Source organism: Chryseobacterium bernardetii, from assembly GCF_003815975.1.
Taxonomy (GTDB): Bacteria; Bacteroidota; Bacteroidia; order Flavobacteriales; family Weeksellaceae; genus Chryseobacterium; species Chryseobacterium bernardetii.
Genome location: NZ_CP033932.1, coordinates 3,723,640 through 3,744,409, shown reverse-complemented (window position 1 = coordinate 3,744,409; position 20,770 = coordinate 3,723,640). Strand labels below are relative to the sequence as shown.

Sequence of the window (20,770 nt, the reverse complement as noted above, 5' to 3'; positions counted from 1 at the left end):
GTCTAATTAAAAAAATGAGATGTCTTATCTACTGAATCTGCCTCTAAAGGGCAGATTCTTTTAGTTTTAAAGACTATCAATAATGTTTTAATAATTATTTGGTACTCAAAATCTGCAACATCCGTGTTTAAAACATTCTAATTATAAATATTTAAAAGAATATTTGTACTTTTATCACTCTAATGGCCACATAGTTCAATGGATAGAACAAAAGTTTCCTAAACTTTAGATCCAGGTTCGATCCCTGGTGTGGCTACCAGACAGGGATAAGCTGTTTACTTATCATTTTTTTATTATTTACACCACCACAATACACTGGATTTCTGGATCAAGCGCAAAAGTTGGGGGCTAGGCAAAAAGTTTAGCTAATCTGAAGATAAAAAAGGTTCTGTCTTTTACTCCTCTGAGCTGCATTCTGAAGTTTTTTATTTTCGCATTGAAAGATTCAGCAGCAGCATTGGTGCTTCTTTGATCAAAGTAGTTGAGAATATTTCTATAATGATTCATTATTGTTTTTCTTAAGGTAGAAAAAGATTTAAAATCTGCTTCTTCCACATTTCTAAACCAATGGGCCAGTTTAGTCATTGCTACAGATTTCGAAATATTCTGGTTATAAATTTTTCTAAGTCCATCAGTCAATTCATATGCCTGTTCCAGATCAGGATACTGGGTAAAAAGGATCGAAGCTCTTTGTTTCTGGGACAGAGTCCATTTCTCACGGCTTTTATATAGTAAATACCTGCTTCTTGCCAGGAGCTGTTTCCGGGTATCTCCGTTTGCAAAAACTTCTGTTTCAGCTGAGTGACTGTTAAAAGGATTGTTTTCCATTTCAATAGCCTCCCAGCGATGCCTGATCCTGATCTCCTGAAGGGCCTCTATGGACAGCTTCTGAACATGAAAACGATCAATAACCTGTACTGCATCAGGAAAGCAGCGTTGGGCAATACGCTTCATGGAACCCGCCATATCCAATGTAATTTCGTTTACCTTCATCCGAAGTTTTCTGCTGATCTTCAAAAGATGTGTGATGACAAAATCACTTTGGGTACCTTTTATCATAGCAACAATACTTCCTTTTCTCCCTTTTGCTTTTTTGGAGGTAAGAACGGTATAAAGTTCTCCATCAGATAATGCTACTTCGTCTAAAGATAAGGAGGCTGAGACATTTTCAGGGTAAATGATCCAGTCCTCTGCGTGCGGTTTTTGTTCCCAGCTATGATATTCGCTGAGCTTATTCTTGTATTGCCTCTGGAAGCTCTTGCCTTTGATCCCGAAAAATTCTGCTATAACTTTTAGGGGAAGAGCTTTAGTGTCTGCTAATTTTTTTTTAAGAAGCCTGCTAAATCCTTTGTCATGCGTGTGCCTTTCGCTACAAGCTGCCAGTCTCTCTGAAGGATCTCACCGGAGGATTTATCTGTCCATCTTCTTCTTTTCACATGGAGCTTTACGATTTTACCCCGTAATGGATAATCATCTACAATGATTTCAGGTAAAAAGCCCTTGGATTCAAATCTCCTTTCTTTAAATTCATGGGGAATACTGTTTCTTTCTTCAAAATAAATATGAAGTTCTGCATCATGAGTTTCTGCTTTGAGGATATCAAAGTGCTCTACTAAAAATTCCGGAAGTAATAATTTAAGAAGGTCGTGATCGCTTAACATGATGCAAAGATAAAACTACTTAACATTCCCCCCAACTTTTGAGACTGAGCCGGATTTCTTATCACAACATGAAAGCTTGATTACTCAAAATTTTTACTCCCTTTTCTGAAAGCTGACATTGTATAGTTTCAGGAGACTCAATTCCTTTTGCTATTTCATTGAAGTGCAACCCTATTTTTTCTAATCATAGCTGTATTGATATTAGCTTTTAGTTTTGATTTTTTTTGTTTTAGTTTTCCAACTGGTGGGGAGAAAAATACTTTTTTTATTAAATAATCTGCATTTTTCGATTTATATCGATTAAAAATACCATCCCTGCAAGGAATCTTTGCAGGGATGGTGTTTACTCACCCCAACGATTAAATCCGGGGTTTCCGGTATCTTCCCGGGGGCAGGTATCGTTTGCTAACCTTGCTTTCCTGGCCACAACACAGCCACAGGTTTTGCAGGTGCGTTTATCTTCATTTTTCTTTAAACTGATTTTATACACCAACTGATCGGGGGCTTCTTCTAATTGATCACACGAAGCACAGGCCGCCAGTCGTTTGTTATAAACCTCTTCCGTCACAGTAGAAAAGCCAACCAAACCCCATTTCCACATCGATTTCCCTAGCTTTTCAAGCAATTGCAGGTTGGTATAGCCGCTTTGCTCTTCTTGTGGTGCAACTGTTTTCGGACTATATTGAGCCCGTTGGGCCAACAGCATATTCATCAATTCAGGACTTCTGCGGGCTAGTAATAAATTCCGTGCATAATCCTCATCCTCAAGTGCAGCATACAATACACCATCAGGAACAGGGTTCGACGATCCCAAAATTTCGCTAAACCGCACACAAGCCTCGTTAATGTCGGTCATTTCTTTTAGTTCATTCAATTCCATAGATTCAGGTTTTTAGTTAAAATCGCTGCCGGTAAGATTACCGACAGCAATAGTAATCCTCTCTTTTAGATTTCAAAAGAAATAGATCGTTGTTGTAAATCAATTGTTGATCCGTTAAACGAACGGACATTCGTTGATGCAGTCAACGTATATTTAACACCACGTTTAATTTCGGCAGCAATTTCAACTACAGGAATATTGGTTTTAGCCACAACACTACCGATACGGGCATCAGGATCGAGTGTAAAATCGTGGTAGCTGGAAGCCGAAGCCGGATTGACAAGATCGTTAAATTCCAATTGGATAAGTCCCATCGCGTGAATCAGACTACTGCGAACCTGTTCGATCATCATGCTGCGTTGATTTTCATCCGAAACATCAGGGAATAAAAAGTTTAGGTCGGTATTCACTGTAAAGTCCGGAGAAACCTCACCATCAACAGTCACCACTTTGTTTTCTACCAACAAATGGAATGCGTCTTCCGATGCTGCTTCATCAATATCCTGATTCACAAAACTAAACGCCCCTACCATCGGCGGGAATGCTTTAACATCTACAACTTTCAATCCACCGGCTGTTGGACCACCAATTCCATCAGGTGGGAAATCCATTGCTTTACCTGCATCCAGTGCATCGAAACGTGTATCTACTGTAGGCTGATACGGATCGTTTGTATACGTCTGATTTTCGGGCGAAATATATTTAAACAACGAAGTATCCAATTGTTTAATTCCAGGATTGTACATGGTTCCGAAATTTTTCCCGAAATAAACATCCATTAGGAAGCCTATACTGTAATAATCAGCCATAGCCACAGAAGTCCAGCCATTAGCCCCAATCGGATTTGATTTTTGAAGTGTCGAAATCATATGCGCCAATACAAACGATAATCCTTCCTGATCCATTCCTTTTAAACGTGTTAAACCACCCGTTAACACCACGTATTGCATATCCATCAGCACAAAAGCATATGCATTAGGCGTTACGTTTGACTGATCATAATAGAAATTGATTTCCGGGAAAAACCCTTTAAACAAACGCAATACATATTTTATTAGCGAGCTGTTCATTCCAATATCTTCAAAACTCCAACGCGGTGCATTATTGTACACGTCCGCTGCCTGAGCATCATCCAGATATGCTGCTGCTGTATTCGGAACAGTGATCGAACGTTCGCCATGCAGATAGAATTTTTGCGGACGTTGTACTTTTTCTCTTTTTCCGTCGCTTAATGCCGTAATATGCATTACACCATAGTATTCTTTCGATAATTGCGAATACTTTTTTTCGTATTCTTCCGAACCGATTTTAGGCAATTCTTTATGATCTTCCATTGCACCCATATCGATAAGTTGGCCCGAATTGGCCTGTAAGGTAAAATCGCCCGAAACAACACCTTCCGACAATAACAAGTGTCCGTCTATAACCCCATCGAAAGCAGCAGCAGTAGAAATATGGTGTACCCCACCTATATATTCTCCGATACTGATTTCGTGAATCGGTACCGCCTCGCCCCACTCATTTACCAATTCGTCCACACCCGGAACCAACCGATCACTACGTTTTAATTTTCCGGTACTCATTAAAAACAACTGATCCGGAGTTACAATAATCTGACGATCGTCGTCACCATAGTGCATATATACCATGGCCGACTGGTGTCCGTCTGGCCCGGTACCCATACTATACGCCACTTTTCCGGTATTCCATTTCAATGATCCTGTTGCCAGTGATGCCGTTAATACTTCATCTCCCGTCTGAAAATACTCAATCGTTTTGAATCCCGTCGGAACAGCAATTTTGGTACCGTTCGCATAACACGAACAACAACAGAAACACGTTAATGCATAATAGCTATCGCCTTGCTTAGTACAAGCCCGTCCCCGTTTGGTACTATAATCCGATGGATTGTCGATGTTCAGACAAACACCACTCGGATAAGGATATAATACATTTTTAGGAACACAATCCGGAATTGGGTTTCCGTTCACGTCTTTACAGTTACATAAAGCGTGTGCCTGAGGCGAAAAATCGCCGTAATCCTGACAGTGACGGTCTGGACAAATCAAGGCAAACGGCTTACTCGCCGAAAAACTGTCGGTTTCCAGATTGTCTTCTGTAACCTGTGCCTTTGGCCCTGTCCAGATTACCTGATTTACTTCTTTTGCGTTAGGGTCAAGGTTCGCCCTAATTGATGTTACGCATTCTTCCCATGCCATAATTTAAAAGTTTAAAGGTTAATATTTAGTTGATGATAAATTTTATTGTTTTGCAAATACGTTAGACGTATAGTTAATAATAATGAGCAGTCCGGTTAATCTGTTTGGATCAAGTTGTTTCTTATCGGCCGTAAGCAATTCATCCGGTGTATTGGCGATCGTAAATAGAAGTTCTGCTGTTTCTGCCTCAAAAGGCCCGCTAAGTGCAACCGTTCCTACATTATTCGTTATCGGAATGCTCACATCACTTTTATCCGATTGTTTTAAGGTTAAGAAACTACCTGCCTGTTTATCGGAAACCGTTGTATTATTTTGAGTTTGCACCACCACTGTTACTGATTGTAGTGCTACCTTTTTAAGGTTTGGCAGCACAATAGCATCGGTTAAACTAAACACCATCGATTGCGTTACCGGATTCGGTTGCGGATGCATAAACTGATACCAGTTAGCACTAAAAGCCTGTTGCAATACAATTTGCTTGGCTACCTGATACGGATACGGTGGATTCTGGGATTGCAGCTGATTTTTTACATCGGTGGCAAACTGTCCCATATCTTCGTAAGCTGTATAGCTGATTTTTACGATAATGTCGGATATTGAATTAAAATCGAAATGATTGGTTTCCGGCGGCAGGTTTAATTCCCATTCCGAAACAGCACCGGTTCCTTCAAACGGCAGGTACATGCTATCGTTAAAGTTGAGCACAAACAAACCATTATCGTCCATACCTTTGGAAAGTGCGATTTTCTGGTTTGGAATCCAGTCTACACGTACATTACCCGGATCGGGATTATTAACCGGATCCATAACATATTTAACAGCATTGATTTTAGGTTCCATCACGGTATAATTTTTGGTTTGTCGCAATACCGCATTAATATTTTGGTAAGGCCCTACCACAGCAGGAATCGATACCGAGATGGTTTTGATTTTACGCAGATACTGTCCCGGGAAATCAAAATCGAACAACTGTTCCGAAAGTTTAAAACGAAGCGTTCCTTTTACTCCCGAATGAAGTCCTGTTTTAAATTCCATAAACTGTAACGGATCCAGTTGTAGCAAGGAAATCGTTTTCTCAATTTCGAAAGTACGCGTGTTTTTCAACACATAACTGCGTTCCATTTGCTGTAACGATAATAATAAAGCTTCGCCCGACAACAATCCTTTGTGAAGAGTATCCCAATAATCGAACTGAATAAACTGTTCGGTACTGTTCATCTCATTCTGATAAGCCGATTGTGCTGCCAGCGCCATTCCCAGCGTAAGCTGATACGATTGGAAATAAATGGTTGACAATCGGCTGATCATCCACGAATATAAATCCATATTCGTAAAACGGGTCGTCAGGAATTGTTCATAGGCATTTTCCTGATCAATTGTTTTTTTATGAATCACCAGATTCTGCTGGTTGATCAGTAATTGCGCATTAGCCGAATTAATCTGATCCTGAATTTGAGCCACATCATAGGTCGCTGTTTGCTGTTGCAGCTTCCAATCGTCACGTCGTCTGTTATACTGAGCAGTCGTTGCAATAATTCCGGCACTTTGGTTTAAAATAGACGAAGTCGTTTGTGCAATCTGAGCGCCCGCATTAATGGCATCTCCAAACTTCATCCCTCCATCGGCAAAACCAAAGATATTCGGCACCAGATAACCGGCAATCGAAATTCCGTTAATTCCAATTGAAACCGATTCCGGATAAATGGCAGCACCTTGTAACGAAAGGCTGGCGATTTCAAGAGGGCTAAGGTTTTCGTCGTACTGCTGTTGGTAAAATTGTTCACGATTTTGAGCACTTAACAAATTTTGTTGCAAACCGGCAATGTTTTGTTTGGCCTCTTCGATCTCCTGTTCTTTAATCATTGTGTTAAGATTAAGCAGCACATTTTGCTGTGTGGCCTGTAGTTTGGCCAGTGCTGAATCGTCTTTACGTTCCAGTGCACTTAATAAACCGGATCCCAACTGACTTAATGTAGAAGCGAAATTTTTTACCCGATCGATAAGATACTCAAAGCGATAAGCCGGAATAGCCGCATTGTTCGTCATAATGCTTAACGGATTACCGCCGCTTGCCGCAGCACGGGCCAATAAGCCAGGATCGATAGGCGGTTCGAATAATTGCAATGGTTGTGGTATTCCATTAATATTTAAGCTGTTGTTTATTTTATAAAGTCGATCGATAACAGTATCCCAGTATTGTTCGAGTTTGTCATTTTCCGGTACGCAGAAATAAGCATCAATATCATTATAAGGTTGGAAATTTAATCCACTGGAACCACTTCCAACATGATCTTCGAGGGTAATTTTAAACTGCGGTATATTATCGCCGTATTGAGCCACAATGTCGTTAAAATTCGCCGGATCCTCGGCCTTACACGGTCCAAGGTCTTCCGGTTTTGGCCCCAGTAAATTATAAGCGTAGATGTACAACATATTCGCCATGGTATTACTCTCCCAGGTATACTGCGAAAAATACCAGTCGCCCCATTTAATCAGGTTATCGATATATTGCATTACCATTGTTTTTTCGTAGGCGCCAATACGCAAACGGGCAATAGCATGCGGATCGAACGGATATTGATTGTAAGCCGCAATTTGTTTGGCGTTCGTAATATTTTCGAGCAACGAAGCTACCGTATGGTTCCGGAAAGGATTAAACTGCCATACGCGGCAAATATCACGCGCTACCTGATGGTTGAGCAATACATTTTTTACCGATTGAATTTGTACCGGCTGAAGGAAAGAAAGAATCGAATTCAGATTTGTTTTGGCTGTAAATTTACTGCTCACATATCCTTCGCTATCAATCCATTTGTTGTCCAGTAAAACGCGGTAAATACGACTCGAATCAGTAACTCCTATCGTGACACACACAAAAGAATCTGCCTCTACCAGATAAGGAGCCGCCGTTGGATCGTAAATATATTTGTACCATTTTTCAGCCTGATCAAATACCTGATTTGTCTTTAGTAAATTGGCAATATACATGGGAGCGTGGAAAAACAATTCCCAATAATACAATTCATACGCCCCGTTAAAATCGACCTGTCCGCCATCGGGAGCTTCAGGAGCGATAACATACGGTTCTTCAAAACCAAACCTGTTAAAAGGCAATTCCGGATCCACCGGGATCAATTGACTTTCGAGTGACAACAGTTTGTCAACACCACCGGAAAATATACGGGCACTAAGGTTATGAATCGCTCCTGTGGTAAGACGTATCGCTTTAAAATTATATTCGCACGCATAAGGAGTGGTGTTCAAACTTCGGAAGAATCCGATAGACGATGGGTATTCTGCCTGATATAACACCTGTACCACAAAACGTACTTTTTTATCAATATCCGGTTGCCCTTTCAGAATATCGTAAAGCACACCGGTTAATTCATTAAAATCAATATCCGTCATTAAACGGCCGTTTTTATCGAGATATCCGGCCTGCATAAGCTGATCAAAAATATTTTTAGAACCACTGGAATTAATCCCGGCACTGTCAGAAATAAAATCAGTATTATAAAACAGCGGTTGATTGGTTAATATATCCAGAACCGAATCGACCTTATCGGTTTTATTCGGTTGTCCTTCCAGCATCTCATTGAGCGCCTTAGTCAAATCGTTAATTGTTGTACCTCGTTCCAGTTGTCCGTCGGCTGTAAAATACCCGTAATCAATCAGATTATTATAAATCTGGCTGGATCCCGTGGCATCGATACCGGCGCCCGAGGAAAGGAACGATGTTTCCAAAAACATAGTATCGCCATTAAACAGCAAATCGGAAATAAATACCGGATCTTTATCCGGATCTTCCATTAAAAATGCTTCTTTATCACCATAAAAAACAAAGGTTCCTACGGCGTTTTTAATCGTAAACAATCCGTAATTTTTATTCCGTACGTTTTGGGATAACCAGCGGGAACCACTGCCCCTGTTTACGACTCCCATTACAAACTGTGTCTTTTTAAGCTGACCAGGATCGCCTTCAAAAATGCTCATCACGTCGGTGCGCATTTCCGCATAATCAGAACGTCCCAGCATACCGCTACTATCGATATAACCATAGTCTACCAACGTATTATAAACCGTTTTAGAACCGGCCGCATTAATACCGGCATCGGTCGAAATAAAAGAACTGTCCGTTAAGGAAGTTTGTGGTGTTGGAATGGCAGGAGTAATAATCTGTCCCGCAATATCATTATCATAAATCGTACGGGAAGTACTAATCAGGTTCATTTGTCCCGATGTTGCGTCGATTTGTGGAGTAAACAGATGGTTACTCTTATCGCTGTCTTTTTCGAAAAACAGGATTTCGTCGGGGTTTACCAAATAACTGCTATCCAGACTATCGTTTAAAACAATCGGCTTAAACAACGGCAACTGCCCTTTATAACCCAGGTTATAGACATAATTATAGTTTTGCCCTGTTTCAAACAATTGATTTTCAAAAACCTGAACTGCCGGATTAGAATCATTCGGTGGATTATTGGCCGGTTGCGGATATTGCACCGTAGTATCAATCATCGGGCCGAAGGCAATCACTAATTGTTCAAATCGATTACCACCATTCGTAATTTCCCAGAAGCTATCCTGTTGTATTTTGAGCGGATATACTTTATTCCACCAAAGACTATTGGGATCGAAGAAATTGTCTGGAAAAAGTTTATTATTTGCTGTTCTGTAAGCACTTGGACTAACATCTATAATATAGTCTTTTACCAGTGATTGTGCCGGTACCCATTGATTCTGGAAATTATAAAACGTATAGTTTATCGAGGCCTTCACAATGTTTTCGGTAGTGGTATTCGGTGTTTTATCGATCGCAACACTTTGTTCTACCCAAAATAGGAACAACTTATTAAAGGCATAAACCGGTGTAATTTGTACGGCATTAATGGCCAGATCAATTTTAATCCATTGCGACCAGGTACCTTCGCTCTCCCTTGTGATATAGTAATAGGTATACGGATTGGTAGCGGTGCGCGCAAACAAAAATAAGGTCGGCTGATTATCGCGGGTATCGTCAGAAACCCTACAATAATAGGCATCTACATAAACCAGTTTTGCCAGTTCTGCAAAGCCTTCTAGGTATTTCGTATACGCCGATGTTACATTGCCTTCAGTAATATCGTTTTGCTTTAGGTCGTTTTCCAATTGTTTAAACAGATCGGTTTTGGAGCTACGGAAAGCCGGATCGAGATAATTTTCAGGATAGAGGAAAATTTCGCGGTTGGCTTCCCATACCCGATAATTCATCATCCATTCCCACCAAACTTCAGGGATCGGTAAAAGTACCACCCCGGATTCCAGTTTCGAACGACAACGGTTCATATATAACTGAATAGCATTAAGTGCTTCTTTGATATAGGAAATTTGTGCTACATCCGACATATCCACATCAATAAGCAAATAGTCGTGTAAATCTCGTGTATTCTGGATGTAGACAGTCTCATCGGCCGAGCGCAGGGCAAAGATAGTCGCTCCTATCAGAGCGTCTCTTTGGGCTGATGCGGTTTTACCGCCAATTTGTACGGCCAGCTGATTCCAGTCGCTTCCTATATTATATCGTGCCTGAATCTCGGTTAATAATTTGTTTTCCTCTGCTACAAATTTATCCCAGTCGGCAACACCTTTTCCGGCCAGACTAAGTAACCCCTGAAAAGCATCCAGATTTAAACCTGTTTTATTAAGCAACGTAATAACGGCCTGCATGCTGTACAGGCGATCGACCTGATTGGTATATTTTAAGGCATACAATGCTGTGATAATCGATTTATCCCATCCGGTTGCTTCCGACAAAATGGCTGCGGCAACATCATTTTTATTGCTGGTAATCGCCGTCATGTAGTCTGAAAACCGATTGTTTACATCATTATAAATACCTGTAAAAAACTGGAACTGAAGTAAGACAATGCTATTTGCAAACGTTAGTTTTGTGGTATCAGTAATGCCATAAGCCGCTTTACTGACAGCAATGTTATCGAGTAAATCCTGACTGACTCCCGTTTTTTCTACCCATACCAACCAACGTGAAATTAGACTTAATGCTTTTATCGCGTTGGTCGTATCAGGATTCAGGAATATCGAAAGTGGATTGGTAACAGTAAGTGCCAAAACCGATTGCGCCAATGAGGATGGAATACCGAAGAACGCACCAACCTGTTCGTAAAGTTTGATCAATTGATCGTTTTCAGAATCGGATGCCGGAATAAGTATCGGTAGTGTTTTAAGCCATGCTTCACTTTTATCAGGATAGTATAAAATGTTAACGGTTGGCGATACAACCGCATTTACCGTATAATTGAGATCCTCTAACGTTAATCGGGCCACTGTAGCCAGTGTTTCTTTGTTGTCAATGAGTGCCGTCAGATCATCGATTGTAAAAACCAGTTGTACTTTTCCGGATAAACTCAAAAAGCTCAGGTAATCTTGGATGCTTAATTTAAAATATCCTGCCAGGCGTACATGGCGCGATAAGGCCGAAATGGTTGGTACATTTAACACAATGGTTGGTGTACTTTCATATAAAGCGAAAACCAGCAACTGCAAATCGTTTTGCGAAATGCCCAAAGCCGAAGCGACACGAACCGCATTGTCCGGATTGTTTCCGCTATCGGAAGCATATTCCCAACTTAGCGGCGTATCCAGATAGGTTTTATTAAGCGGATAGGCTACCGTTGCACTATTTTTAGGATGGTATAAAGTGGTTTGTCCGGTATTAAATACGATATCAAACGGTGCTGTCGACTGTGCCGGATCGTTTCCCATTCCGTAAGTTTTCAAATCAAACAAATAGGTACTTACCGTAGCGACATCGCTATTCATTCGGGTAACCAGTTGTTGTAATTTTGGTACCAGTTGTAATATGCTTTCATTAATTTCCGGTGTTCCGTTATTCAAAACATGTAAAGCCCAGTCTAGATCATCAAACGACCATTCGCTAAGCAACGTAAGGCGCAAATAACGATTAATCTGATCCAGAGCCGTTGGTGTCAGGTTATCGATGGTATTTACCGAATCGGTATTCCCCACTACAATAGGTTTGGTTAACCCCTTATTGATAAAGAACTGGGCATTTAGTCCGGCTGTAATTTCGGAATCAGATAAATTTTGGTATAGTAAATCCTGGACTTGCGTTACCAGTAAATCGGTTTGTTTAGAAAAGACTTTAAAGCTATTAAGATCGTCCAGTTTCGCAACCCCAAAATAGGTTTGTAATTTCGCGGTATCTACCGTTGCCGTTTTAAGCAAATTCCAACCTTCGAGGGTTGTTTGCAATTGTTCGGCAGCCAATTGCGGTCCAGTTAACTGTTGGCAGGCAAATACCTCGGCCAGTGTTGTTTTTAGTTCCTTAAGATAAATCCGTATACTGCTTAACGGTTGCAGGAATGGTAAGTTAAACGGATAGTACGTCGCGGCAAGCTGTTTGTACAAATCGGTCGTACCCGCAATTTTCCAACTTGTCGACAGACTTTGTTCCAAACGCTCAATGATGATTTGTAAATACGGGACGATGGTATTTGTTTTTTCGCAGGTTAGCGGTATCGTTCCCAAATCAGGACGTCTTACAGCCAATGTACTTGCATGTGGTATTGTAGTGGTATTGGGTTCGGTAATGTATTTTTGTACAATACGCATCAGATCGGCAAAATAGGCTGCTGGTCCCAGTACGGATTTACATTCCGGACAATCGCAATAGTTTAGACTTCCAAACAGTTCCTGGTAGCCTACCAATCCGGTAAAATACCCGGTTACCTCTTCACTGACAGATGAAGTCGATATCGCTTTAGAAAGCGGCGTCGACATATTTAAAATTGCATTGGTAAGATTGGCCACATTATTGGTTACTTCGGTTGCTCTCTGGTAGATCTCCGATGCTACTTCGGGGCAGCCAAAAGCATCGGTATATTGTTTTACAAACACTTCTCCGCTTTGTCGGGCAATGTCGTGAGCCGAGTTTAATCCATCGAATTTTTCGTATAGAGTAACAATCGCATCAGCCGTTAATTTGTTGCCCATTTGCGCTTCCGGATGTAACCGTACCACCCGGGCTATTTGTTTGAGCTGTTCTACCATGTCGGTTGCGGCAGCACGCGATTTGGTTTTGGGTATCTTTATGGAGGCTAAGGTATCTTCCAGATGAAGATTGGCCCTTAGCAAATCTATGTCCGGATTTGCTTCATAAAATTTATGAATCAATTGTTTTGTTTTCATGAATAGTAGTTTTACTGTTTTTTAATCTTATTATTCACTATCGGTATCATAATCGTGTACATGGCTGGCTGATACTCCGAAATTTTTATAAAATATTCCCTGATAGGTTGTCATATTCAGGTGTTCCTGATAAGGGCTCAATGAAAGAAGTGCCGCTACAGAATCCCAATAAGCACCCGGGTGCTGACCATAGGATGTGGTAACAATATTATGAATTTGGAAAAACAAGCTACAAGCCAGACAAGGTCGACGTGTACCGCCGATATAATTGAATTGTTTTCCGGCTTCCACAATTTTGGTTTCGGCATGTTGTTCTTCGTGTCCTTTAACAAATTCCAGTTTATAATCTTGATACGCTCCGTTGATCTCGGTTGCCAGTTTACCCAAATGTCGGGCTACACGTCCTGAATAGTTTTTTTTATCCGGAACGGTAAAATTTTTAAGGGTGTCCGACAATAATTTACTGAGTTCTTTTTGCTTTTTGTTACTGGCTACATAAATCGTTTTTTCAGTATGATTGATTGCTGCCTGCACTTCGGTAAACTCCTCGTTCTGAGCCAAAAGTGCCGTCGATAAATGGCGAACCAGTAACCGTTCGGGACTCATTCCCTTATTAGGAGCGACAATCTCCTCGGTCACTCCGGTATATAGCTTGGACTGATGGACGCGTTTGGCTAATCTCATATTGCTACCATGCATAGAACTTATTCTTTCTTTCAGCTTTTTACTTTTTTCTTTACGAATCTTTTTCGAGATCTTCAGCAATCTGGGTTTTTTAAGTGACTTTCCGCCATCCGATTCATCATCTGCATCGGTTCCTGAGCTGTCGCTTAATACAGAAGCCTTTTTTCTCTTTGTTTTTTTTCCGGCTGCTCCCTTACCTTTTGCACTTAATCCGTCAGCATCTTTCATGCTAACCGGGTTACCGATACAGAAAGCATATAAATTGAGACCATCGACGCCACCGGCCGGATCGGGTTTATTCCAGCGCATCAGCCAGGGTACATAGTAACGGTGCCCGTAGTAATATAATCCGGTAGTATCGTCCCGTTCTTTTCCGGAATACCGGTAATTTTTAAGACTCACTTCCTGCTGATTCGGACCTGCAATAACAGCCGTTCCGCCATACGGGAAATATTCCTCGTAGCTAATCAGCAGCGCCTGATCATCGACTTCAACCGCTACAGAATCCAGTTTGGTACAAAGCTGCCATCGGAATGAGCGGTCGCCGGTTTGCTTTTCCTTTTTTTTGTCGTCGAGCTTCCAGTAATGCATAATCAAGAGACAGGTTTCTCCATCCATAATGCGTAAGGTTTCGCGTTCTAAGGTGGTGGTGGTTGTATTACCGGTAACCGTTTGCTGTTGTTTTAAGGCATAGTTGCCAAAGTATACCGTACTTTCCATCATGTTTACGGTACCGCCATTTGCCATTCTTTCGCTCACTTTCCGGGTGCGTTGTTCTGCACTGTCATATACATAATAATCGGCATCATCATCTTCTTCCGGGCGGGTAATAATAGCGGCGCGCACCAGATTTTCACAACAGTTATAATCCAGCGCCACGGGTTTATTGATCATAACCTGACGTAAATTCCCGGAGTCGTCGTACGTAATCCCGGTTAAACGGTTGGAATTCACCTCAACCGGTAAATCGCGGGTCCAGGAGGCCGATTTGGCGCTGTGTTTTAACTGAATTAGGTTTCCGGAATTATCGTAGGTATAGCTTTCACGATAGTTTTCCAGTTTGTCATAATCAGAGGGTGCCACCGAAAATTTACTTTGTTTAAAGTCATTGTTCACCACGTTATTCTGATAGGTGTTGGCTAATATTCCGGGATGCTGATAGCCGTTTGCCGCTGACAAACGGTATAAAATATCGTAGGTATAATCCGACAGCGGAACTACCTTCTGATTGTTATAAAAAATAGTATCTCTGCTTAAATCCCGTAATCTTGTAATATTACCCACCGGATCGTATACATAGGTTATGTTTTGCAACAGCGGGTTTTCGCCCGAAGTTACCAGCCGGGTATTTTTAATTGTGATTAATCGCTGTGTAGTTCCTTCGTAAGTATAAACCGACGATGAATTGTTGGCAAACACAACCCGGGTTCGTTGGTTGGAAGCGTTATATTCAATTCGTTGGATAACCGGTTTTGACTTTCCGTCCGGCAATTTCAGATCGATCGTTGCCAGTAAGCCCGATTTCGAATAACTGCGTTTCGTTACAGTACCGTCGGGACTTGTTTCGGTTAGTAAATCACCTAAAGCATTATAGATTTGTTCGAATGATAAAGTATTGGGATCCAACAGAACCTTTGCCGGATCGTCCCAATCGATGGCATCTTTGTAAACGGTAGTCATCTGGCGGCTTTTCGAAATCGATTGCCCGGTAAGTGCATACCTGTTAAACGTTACAATTCCTGATAAATCTTTTTGTTCGTACAATTTTCCGCGGAGGTTTAACGAGGCAGAATCCTGAATTTCTTCACCATACGTACATACCTCTACTAAAGGATATTGATCGACCGGAACAATCGGATCGCCATCAACATAGCGTTTTACCCGTAGCGTTTTCTGGCGTTGTAAACGATCGTAAGTAATGCGTTGGTTATACATTCTTGGGGTCCATGACCAACATAACAACCCCATGATATTGTTAAAATGAAACTCCGTTCCGGCATCTGCACTTTCGGTGATCAGTGCACTTGTTTCGTTCATCTGATAGGTGTTGCGCTGATTAATATAATCGGTACCCGTAGTTGCATTCGTGTAGTACAAACGCGGGTCTATTTGCAGCAGCACCCGGCTTTGTATATCGGTTTCCGAATAAGATGTTAATACGCCTTGCAATAAGATTAGGGTTATCTGTTTTTTTATACCATCGAATTTCGGAGCCAACTGCAATTCAAATCCGGGTTGATACGGCGCAAAAATTGCAGTAAGCCATCCTCCGGCAGTAATATAACCGGCAGTAACCAAAGCCTGTAAAATCTCGGCACTCGTACTGCCGGAGCCGGTGGCAATGGTGTCGAATGTAGCAGCAGTAACTTTTCCCAGATTATTTGTCTGAAGCAAAAACTGCGTTCCGGTATTGTCGAAAACCTCGGTTGTGGGTGTATTATAACATTTGGCTGCCTTATCTAAAGCATTTTTCTCGTCCTGCTGTTCCTGAGTCGGATCGGCCGGATAATTAGCCATAAACGTTTTATAGTAATCCGAATCCAATACCGTATCGTTTGCATCGTAGGTTTTTTGTTCCCAGGCGGTAAAAGTGATTTTTGAAAAGAACCCTTTCGGATCGTCGGTACGGATTAACCGACCGAGAGGGTCATAATGCATTACCGAAGGGGATGGCATATTCCCTTCATCAATCAATGTCTGTTGATTTTCGTAATCGGATGTTGCACTAAAAAAAGGCAGATATTGTTGTGCTACTAGTCCTTTATTATTGTATACGGTTCGGCCGGACTTATTCCAGCGTTCTTCGACCTCAACCAGTTTATTGTTGACATAAGCCAATCCCGGATCCACTAATTCTTTTTGTTCGATAATCCGGCCAAAACCATCTGAAAATTCAATCCGGATGCGACACTCTGAATTTTCGGCACCTTTATGAATGAAATTGGTTGCCGATAAAGATATAGCCGCCAACGGTTGTTTACGGTCAGTCCAGTTATGCTCATCGTAGAAAAAGTACGTCAAAGCGCCTTGTATATAGTAATCCTGTTGGTCTAAAACCGATTGTATTGTGATCGGTATTCCATCCGGTGTTGTTGTTCGTGTTTGATATGTTGCCGGAAAACCGCCATACGGGTACAGGAGCATGCTGCCTTCCAAATCGCCATTTTTAATTCCGAATAGAGACGAAACACGCACCTGTCCTAACGGGTCGTAAAGTACCTGCGACACATTACCATTAATATCCACCAACTGTTTGGGTGTACAGGTATGATAATCTAGTGTGAGTAGTTGTGTGTTTTTGATGTCATTATCAGGATCAATATATTCTATTAATTCCACCACCTGAATGTTATACGGTGCATCGTAACCCATCTTCCCGCAAACCGACAATTCTGAATCGGCCGCAACAAAAGGGTTGATCACTTCATGAGGCAAGAAAAACAACTCCGGGGTATCGGCTTTAAAATAAGTTTGTACCGTTCCGTTGTTCCACCAATAGCCCGTTTCTTTATCGAAAACAAATCCGGCATTGGTAACAACATCGTTCGTTAATTTCCCTTTATAAGCCGAATCGATATAATTTTGGGTAAACTGTGCTGTGGCAGTATATGCCTGTAATCCCCGTGAGGCGATTGTGAGTAATGGTAAAAAATTATCTTGTGTTTCATTCCAGAAATAATTGCGGATCCAGGAAAACTGCAAGGCCGCAACCGTTTCTCCGGGTGATACTCCATAAGGAATAATATTTTGTAGCGCCTGTTCGATGAGATGATTACAGTAATCGAAATCCATGTATTCTTTACCCGTTTCCAGGGCGAAGCCCGACAGTTGAAATGCCTGCTCCTGGCCTACAATTCCCACCCAATACATTTCTTTTTCGTTAGTATTGATCACATCAGTCGTTGTAAAAGTCGCCAAGAGTTGTTGTTGTTCAGGATATAATGAAACGCCGCTAACTGATGGTGTACGGCGCGGCAGATAAACGGTACAGGCTCGTTTTACCGTACCGCTTTGAGGATCTACTTCGAGTGTAAATTGTTGTTCTACCCGCGGATCGTTTGCGTTCCGTTCGTAATGATAAGCAATATGTTCCCGTGGATCGACACGGAAAACAGCATGCTCTTCATCGGATGCCGGCTGAATCAAAGCCACGGCATAATTAGCTTGTTCTACCGCATAAGGCACACTAGATTCGGGTTGATCATCTAATCCGTAAACTTCCGTCCGGATAAGGCTTCCGTTTAGGGCTACAAAAGCTTCCCGAAACGTTTTACTATTGGCGGCATAAATATCGGCAGCAAACACATTGTCCGGAAAATCGTAGGCATTAGCATCGCCCTTAAAGAAATCGGCCCGGTATTGCTCCTGTAATGCGTGATAACTTTCAAACGCTCCGGTATTGAACCATTTTTTAGTGTATACCGGAGGGACAAACAATTCTTTATTGATCTCGTTTACTGGGAACTCCTGATTCCGGATGGTCTTGTCAAACGTTTCGTAGGTTTGTGTATCCCATGTTTCTACAAAACCAAATCCGCGGAAACTTCTCTCCACAGGATCATAATATCCGTCGTGATAACCAAACTCCTGAACATAGCACGATTGCGAAACAGCATCCGTCTGCGTAATGCGGTCGATAACCTGGACCGGGAAAAACAAACGGGTTTTCCAGGGTTGTCTGGCTTGTTCATCTTCCAGATAAAAGCGTACCGAACTGGAATAATGCAAAGCCGTTCGGCTACCGGTATTGTTATTGGTTTCGGTAAGCAGATAGGGTTTTAGCGTTACCATAGCGATGTCCTGCGGATCGACTCCCGAAAAATTCAGGTAATAATGCCTTGGCGTACCGGTTAGTTTCGAAAAAACCAGGCAACTCGTTCCGGTTCCCAGTATATCGGCAAAATGAAGGCTGTCTAACGGATCGAACGATTCCGGTAAAGTAATGGTAATGGCGTCCGAAAAACTATTTCCGCTTTTATTGAGGAATAGCTGAACCGTATTGTCTAATGCATATACAATATCCATAGTACCGGTTCCATTCAGATCGGCAAAATAAAATCGGGAAGCATCAAAACCGGCGTCAAAATAGGGTGCATTTATTAATTGGATACGTTGCCCAAACCGGCCGTATCCCAAGTTAGGCCAACAATAAACCGTTCCGTTTGCCACGGCAACCCGATGCTGTAATCCGTCACCAAACAAATCGGCAAAAGAAACCGATGTTTTTCCGGAATTCTGGCTTTGTAACGGGAACCCTTCCGGCACCGGTACTTGTTGCGGTTCGCCATATCCAAAGTTTCCCAATCCGGGATATATCGTCAAATAATCGTCCGAAGCCACTAATAAATCTGATTTACCATTCCCATTTAAATCCACCAATTCCGTTCCGGCCAATGCAGTTGGATATTGCTCAAATGGTTGGAATGGTTCCCAGCCTTGTAGGCTATTGGTATAATATCCGGGTGGACTGCTTACCATCAGGTCTTTAATTCCATTACCCTGTAAATCGGTAATTACCCCCGAACCACCCACTGCAAAATCAGGTATAATTTCCGGTTCAGAATAATGGCCGCTTCCTTTCGGGTTATAATAAAACGATCCGCTATCGCGGGTATATAAAATACCGGGTAATCCGGCGCCATTTAAATCAACCGGAAGGAAATCGCCTGTATCGAGTTTTCCGGGAATAGTCCCATTATCTGAAACAGTTAATGTACTAAACGTTGCAGTTGGTGCCACGTCAAATACCGAAAAAGTAAGCTCCAGATCCGGTTTTGCTAATAATTCGTAACTGCCGTCACTTTGAATTCTGCATCCGGTAATGGTTACTTTTTTCAGGCAGGAAATCACTGCGGTCTGATCCGGTACCTTACTATAATCCGTTGTATCATAATAGGCAAGTTGCAAACGGTTTACCAGAAAAGGATTTCCGTGGTTTTCGTTTTCAAAATGATGAAACAACAGTATATTTTGGCACCTGCGATAAGTACGCAATTCGAAGCCACTTCTAAACGAAGAAAACGGATCCGGCCGGCATGCCCACGGATGTACCTCAGCATAGGGGTCGGCCGCAGTTGTTGTTAAATTATCCAGTTCATGCGATCCGTAGTCAAAAATAACTTCGAAGGCAAATTTTTCTTCTTTGGAAGTATTGTAATAATTGCCGTAAAAAATACGGTCAATATAATTTCGTGTAAAGGCACCTCTATTTAAAATTCCGGTTTCCAGATCGTTTTCCCGCTGGTATCGAAACTGAACTTTATTTCCTTTGGGATCGGTTATCGAAACGATTTGCCAACTAAAGATCCGGGCCGCATCATCGGGATCGGCAACACGCGCCTCGGGAAGGGATCCATATTCCGATACCGTATTATTGGTTGCAAATGTACGCCAGAAGCTCTCACCGGTGGTTTGATTTTTATGATATTCGATACGGGAATAATCATCTTCCACACGTGGAAAATAAATACAAATACTCCATCTATCACCTTGTTGATCAATTTCAGTACGGGTCGCATTTTCTCTAGGTACCAGTTCTTTTCCGGAAAAGAGAAAAATATCGGTTCCGTCATATTTGGGGATTCCCTTTTCGGTTCGAATTGTAAATTCGGGGATTTCGACATCCCAGCCTATACCAAAGATACCATTACCCGATCCGGAATTGTAGGCCAACGAAAGGGACGGCGCTAACCCGCGGCCAGCCGTTATAGGAACCGGGATTGTATAGGCTGCGGTTCCTGAAAATGAATTGGGCTGAAATGTTTCACCTATTCCTTTTACTGCTCCTCCTCCACCGGGCAGAGAAGTACTAGAGATCGATACTTTTTCCATAGCTATCATTTTGACTGACTGCAATTAAAACACGTTTAAATGCAGAACGACTTGAAACAAATTAGAACCCAAACAAAAAGTTTACATTTTCTTCCTTGTGATCAAGTAAGTTAGACCAGTATATTGGGGTTACAAACAATATAATTTCATAAACAATTATATACCTTAAAGGTATTCACAAAAAAAAGCATTAAATAGCGTATAAACACCTAATTTATAATTAAGTATAAATACCTATTTGCGAAGAAATCTCTGTAGCAACTAATGAAATAGGAAAACAAATGCTT

At 41.7% G+C, this 20,770-nt stretch carries 6 protein-coding genes and 1 tRNA gene; 1 reads left to right on the top strand and 6 read right to left on the bottom strand.

Annotated elements, in window-relative coordinates:
* The first annotated feature begins 184 nt into the window (after nucleotides 1-184).
* Nucleotides 185-259, top strand: a tRNA-Arg gene (locus tag EG339_RS17000).
* 89 nt (nucleotides 260-348) lie between these two features.
* On the opposite strand, the gene EG339_RS16995 is transcribed toward EG339_RS17000, so the two are convergent.
* The 6 genes from EG339_RS16995 to EG339_RS16970 all read right to left on the bottom strand — a co-directional run bounded on the left by EG339_RS16995 (nucleotide 349) and on the right by EG339_RS16970 (nucleotide 20,483).
* Entirely contained in the window at nucleotides 349-1,269 is a 921-nt protein-coding gene (locus tag EG339_RS16995) for an ISAon1 family transposase (RefSeq protein WP_228459758.1), read from the bottom strand.
* A 47-nt stretch (nucleotides 1,270-1,316) separates the two neighbouring features.
* A complete protein-coding gene (locus EG339_RS24540) occupies nucleotides 1,317-1,661 on the bottom strand; it encodes an ISAon1 family transposase N-terminal region protein (RefSeq protein ID WP_123871140.1) in 345 nt (114 codons plus the stop codon).
* 343 nt (nucleotides 1,662-2,004) lie between these two features.
* The gene (locus tag EG339_RS16985) at nucleotides 2,005-2,541 is read right to left on the bottom strand and encodes a hypothetical protein (protein WP_123871139.1); all 537 of its coding nucleotides are present in this window, start codon (nucleotides 2,539-2,541) and stop codon (nucleotides 2,005-2,007) included.
* 65 nt (nucleotides 2,542-2,606) lie between these two features.
* Entirely contained in the window at nucleotides 2,607-4,760 is a 2,154-nt protein-coding gene (locus EG339_RS16980; RefSeq protein ID WP_123871138.1) for a Hint domain-containing protein, read from the bottom strand.
* A 42-nt stretch (nucleotides 4,761-4,802) separates the two neighbouring features.
* Nucleotides 4,803-12,968 carry a Tc toxin subunit A-related protein gene (locus tag EG339_RS16975; RefSeq protein WP_123871137.1) on the bottom strand — a complete coding sequence of 2,722 codons (8,166 nt, stop codon included), beginning with the start codon at nucleotides 12,966-12,968 and terminating at the stop codon, nucleotides 4,803-4,805.
* A 30-nt stretch (nucleotides 12,969-12,998) separates the two neighbouring features.
* Complete coding sequence (locus EG339_RS16970; RefSeq protein WP_164466452.1) at nucleotides 12,999-20,483, bottom strand: SpvB/TcaC N-terminal domain-containing protein; 7,485 nt, start codon at nucleotides 20,481-20,483, stop codon at nucleotides 12,999-13,001.
* Nucleotides 20,484-20,770: the final 287 nt, after the last annotated feature.

Coding starts and splice junctions, on each gene's coding strand:
- EG339_RS24540 (WP_123871140.1), bottom strand. CDS start 1,661: ATGTTAAGCGATCACGACCTTCTTAAATTATTACTTCCGGAATTTTTA.
- EG339_RS16985 (WP_123871139.1), bottom strand. CDS start 2,541: ATGGAATTGAATGAACTAAAAGAAATGACCGACATTAACGAGGCTTGT.
- EG339_RS16980 (WP_123871138.1), bottom strand. CDS start 4,760: ATGGCATGGGAAGAATGCGTAACATCAATTAGGGCGAACCTTGACCCT.
- EG339_RS16975 (WP_123871137.1), bottom strand. CDS start 12,968: ATGAAAACAAAACAATTGATTCATAAATTTTATGAAGCAAATCCGGAC.
- EG339_RS16970 (WP_164466452.1), bottom strand. CDS start 20,483: ATGGAAAAAGTATCGATCTCTAGTACTTCTCTGCCCGGTGGAGGAGGA.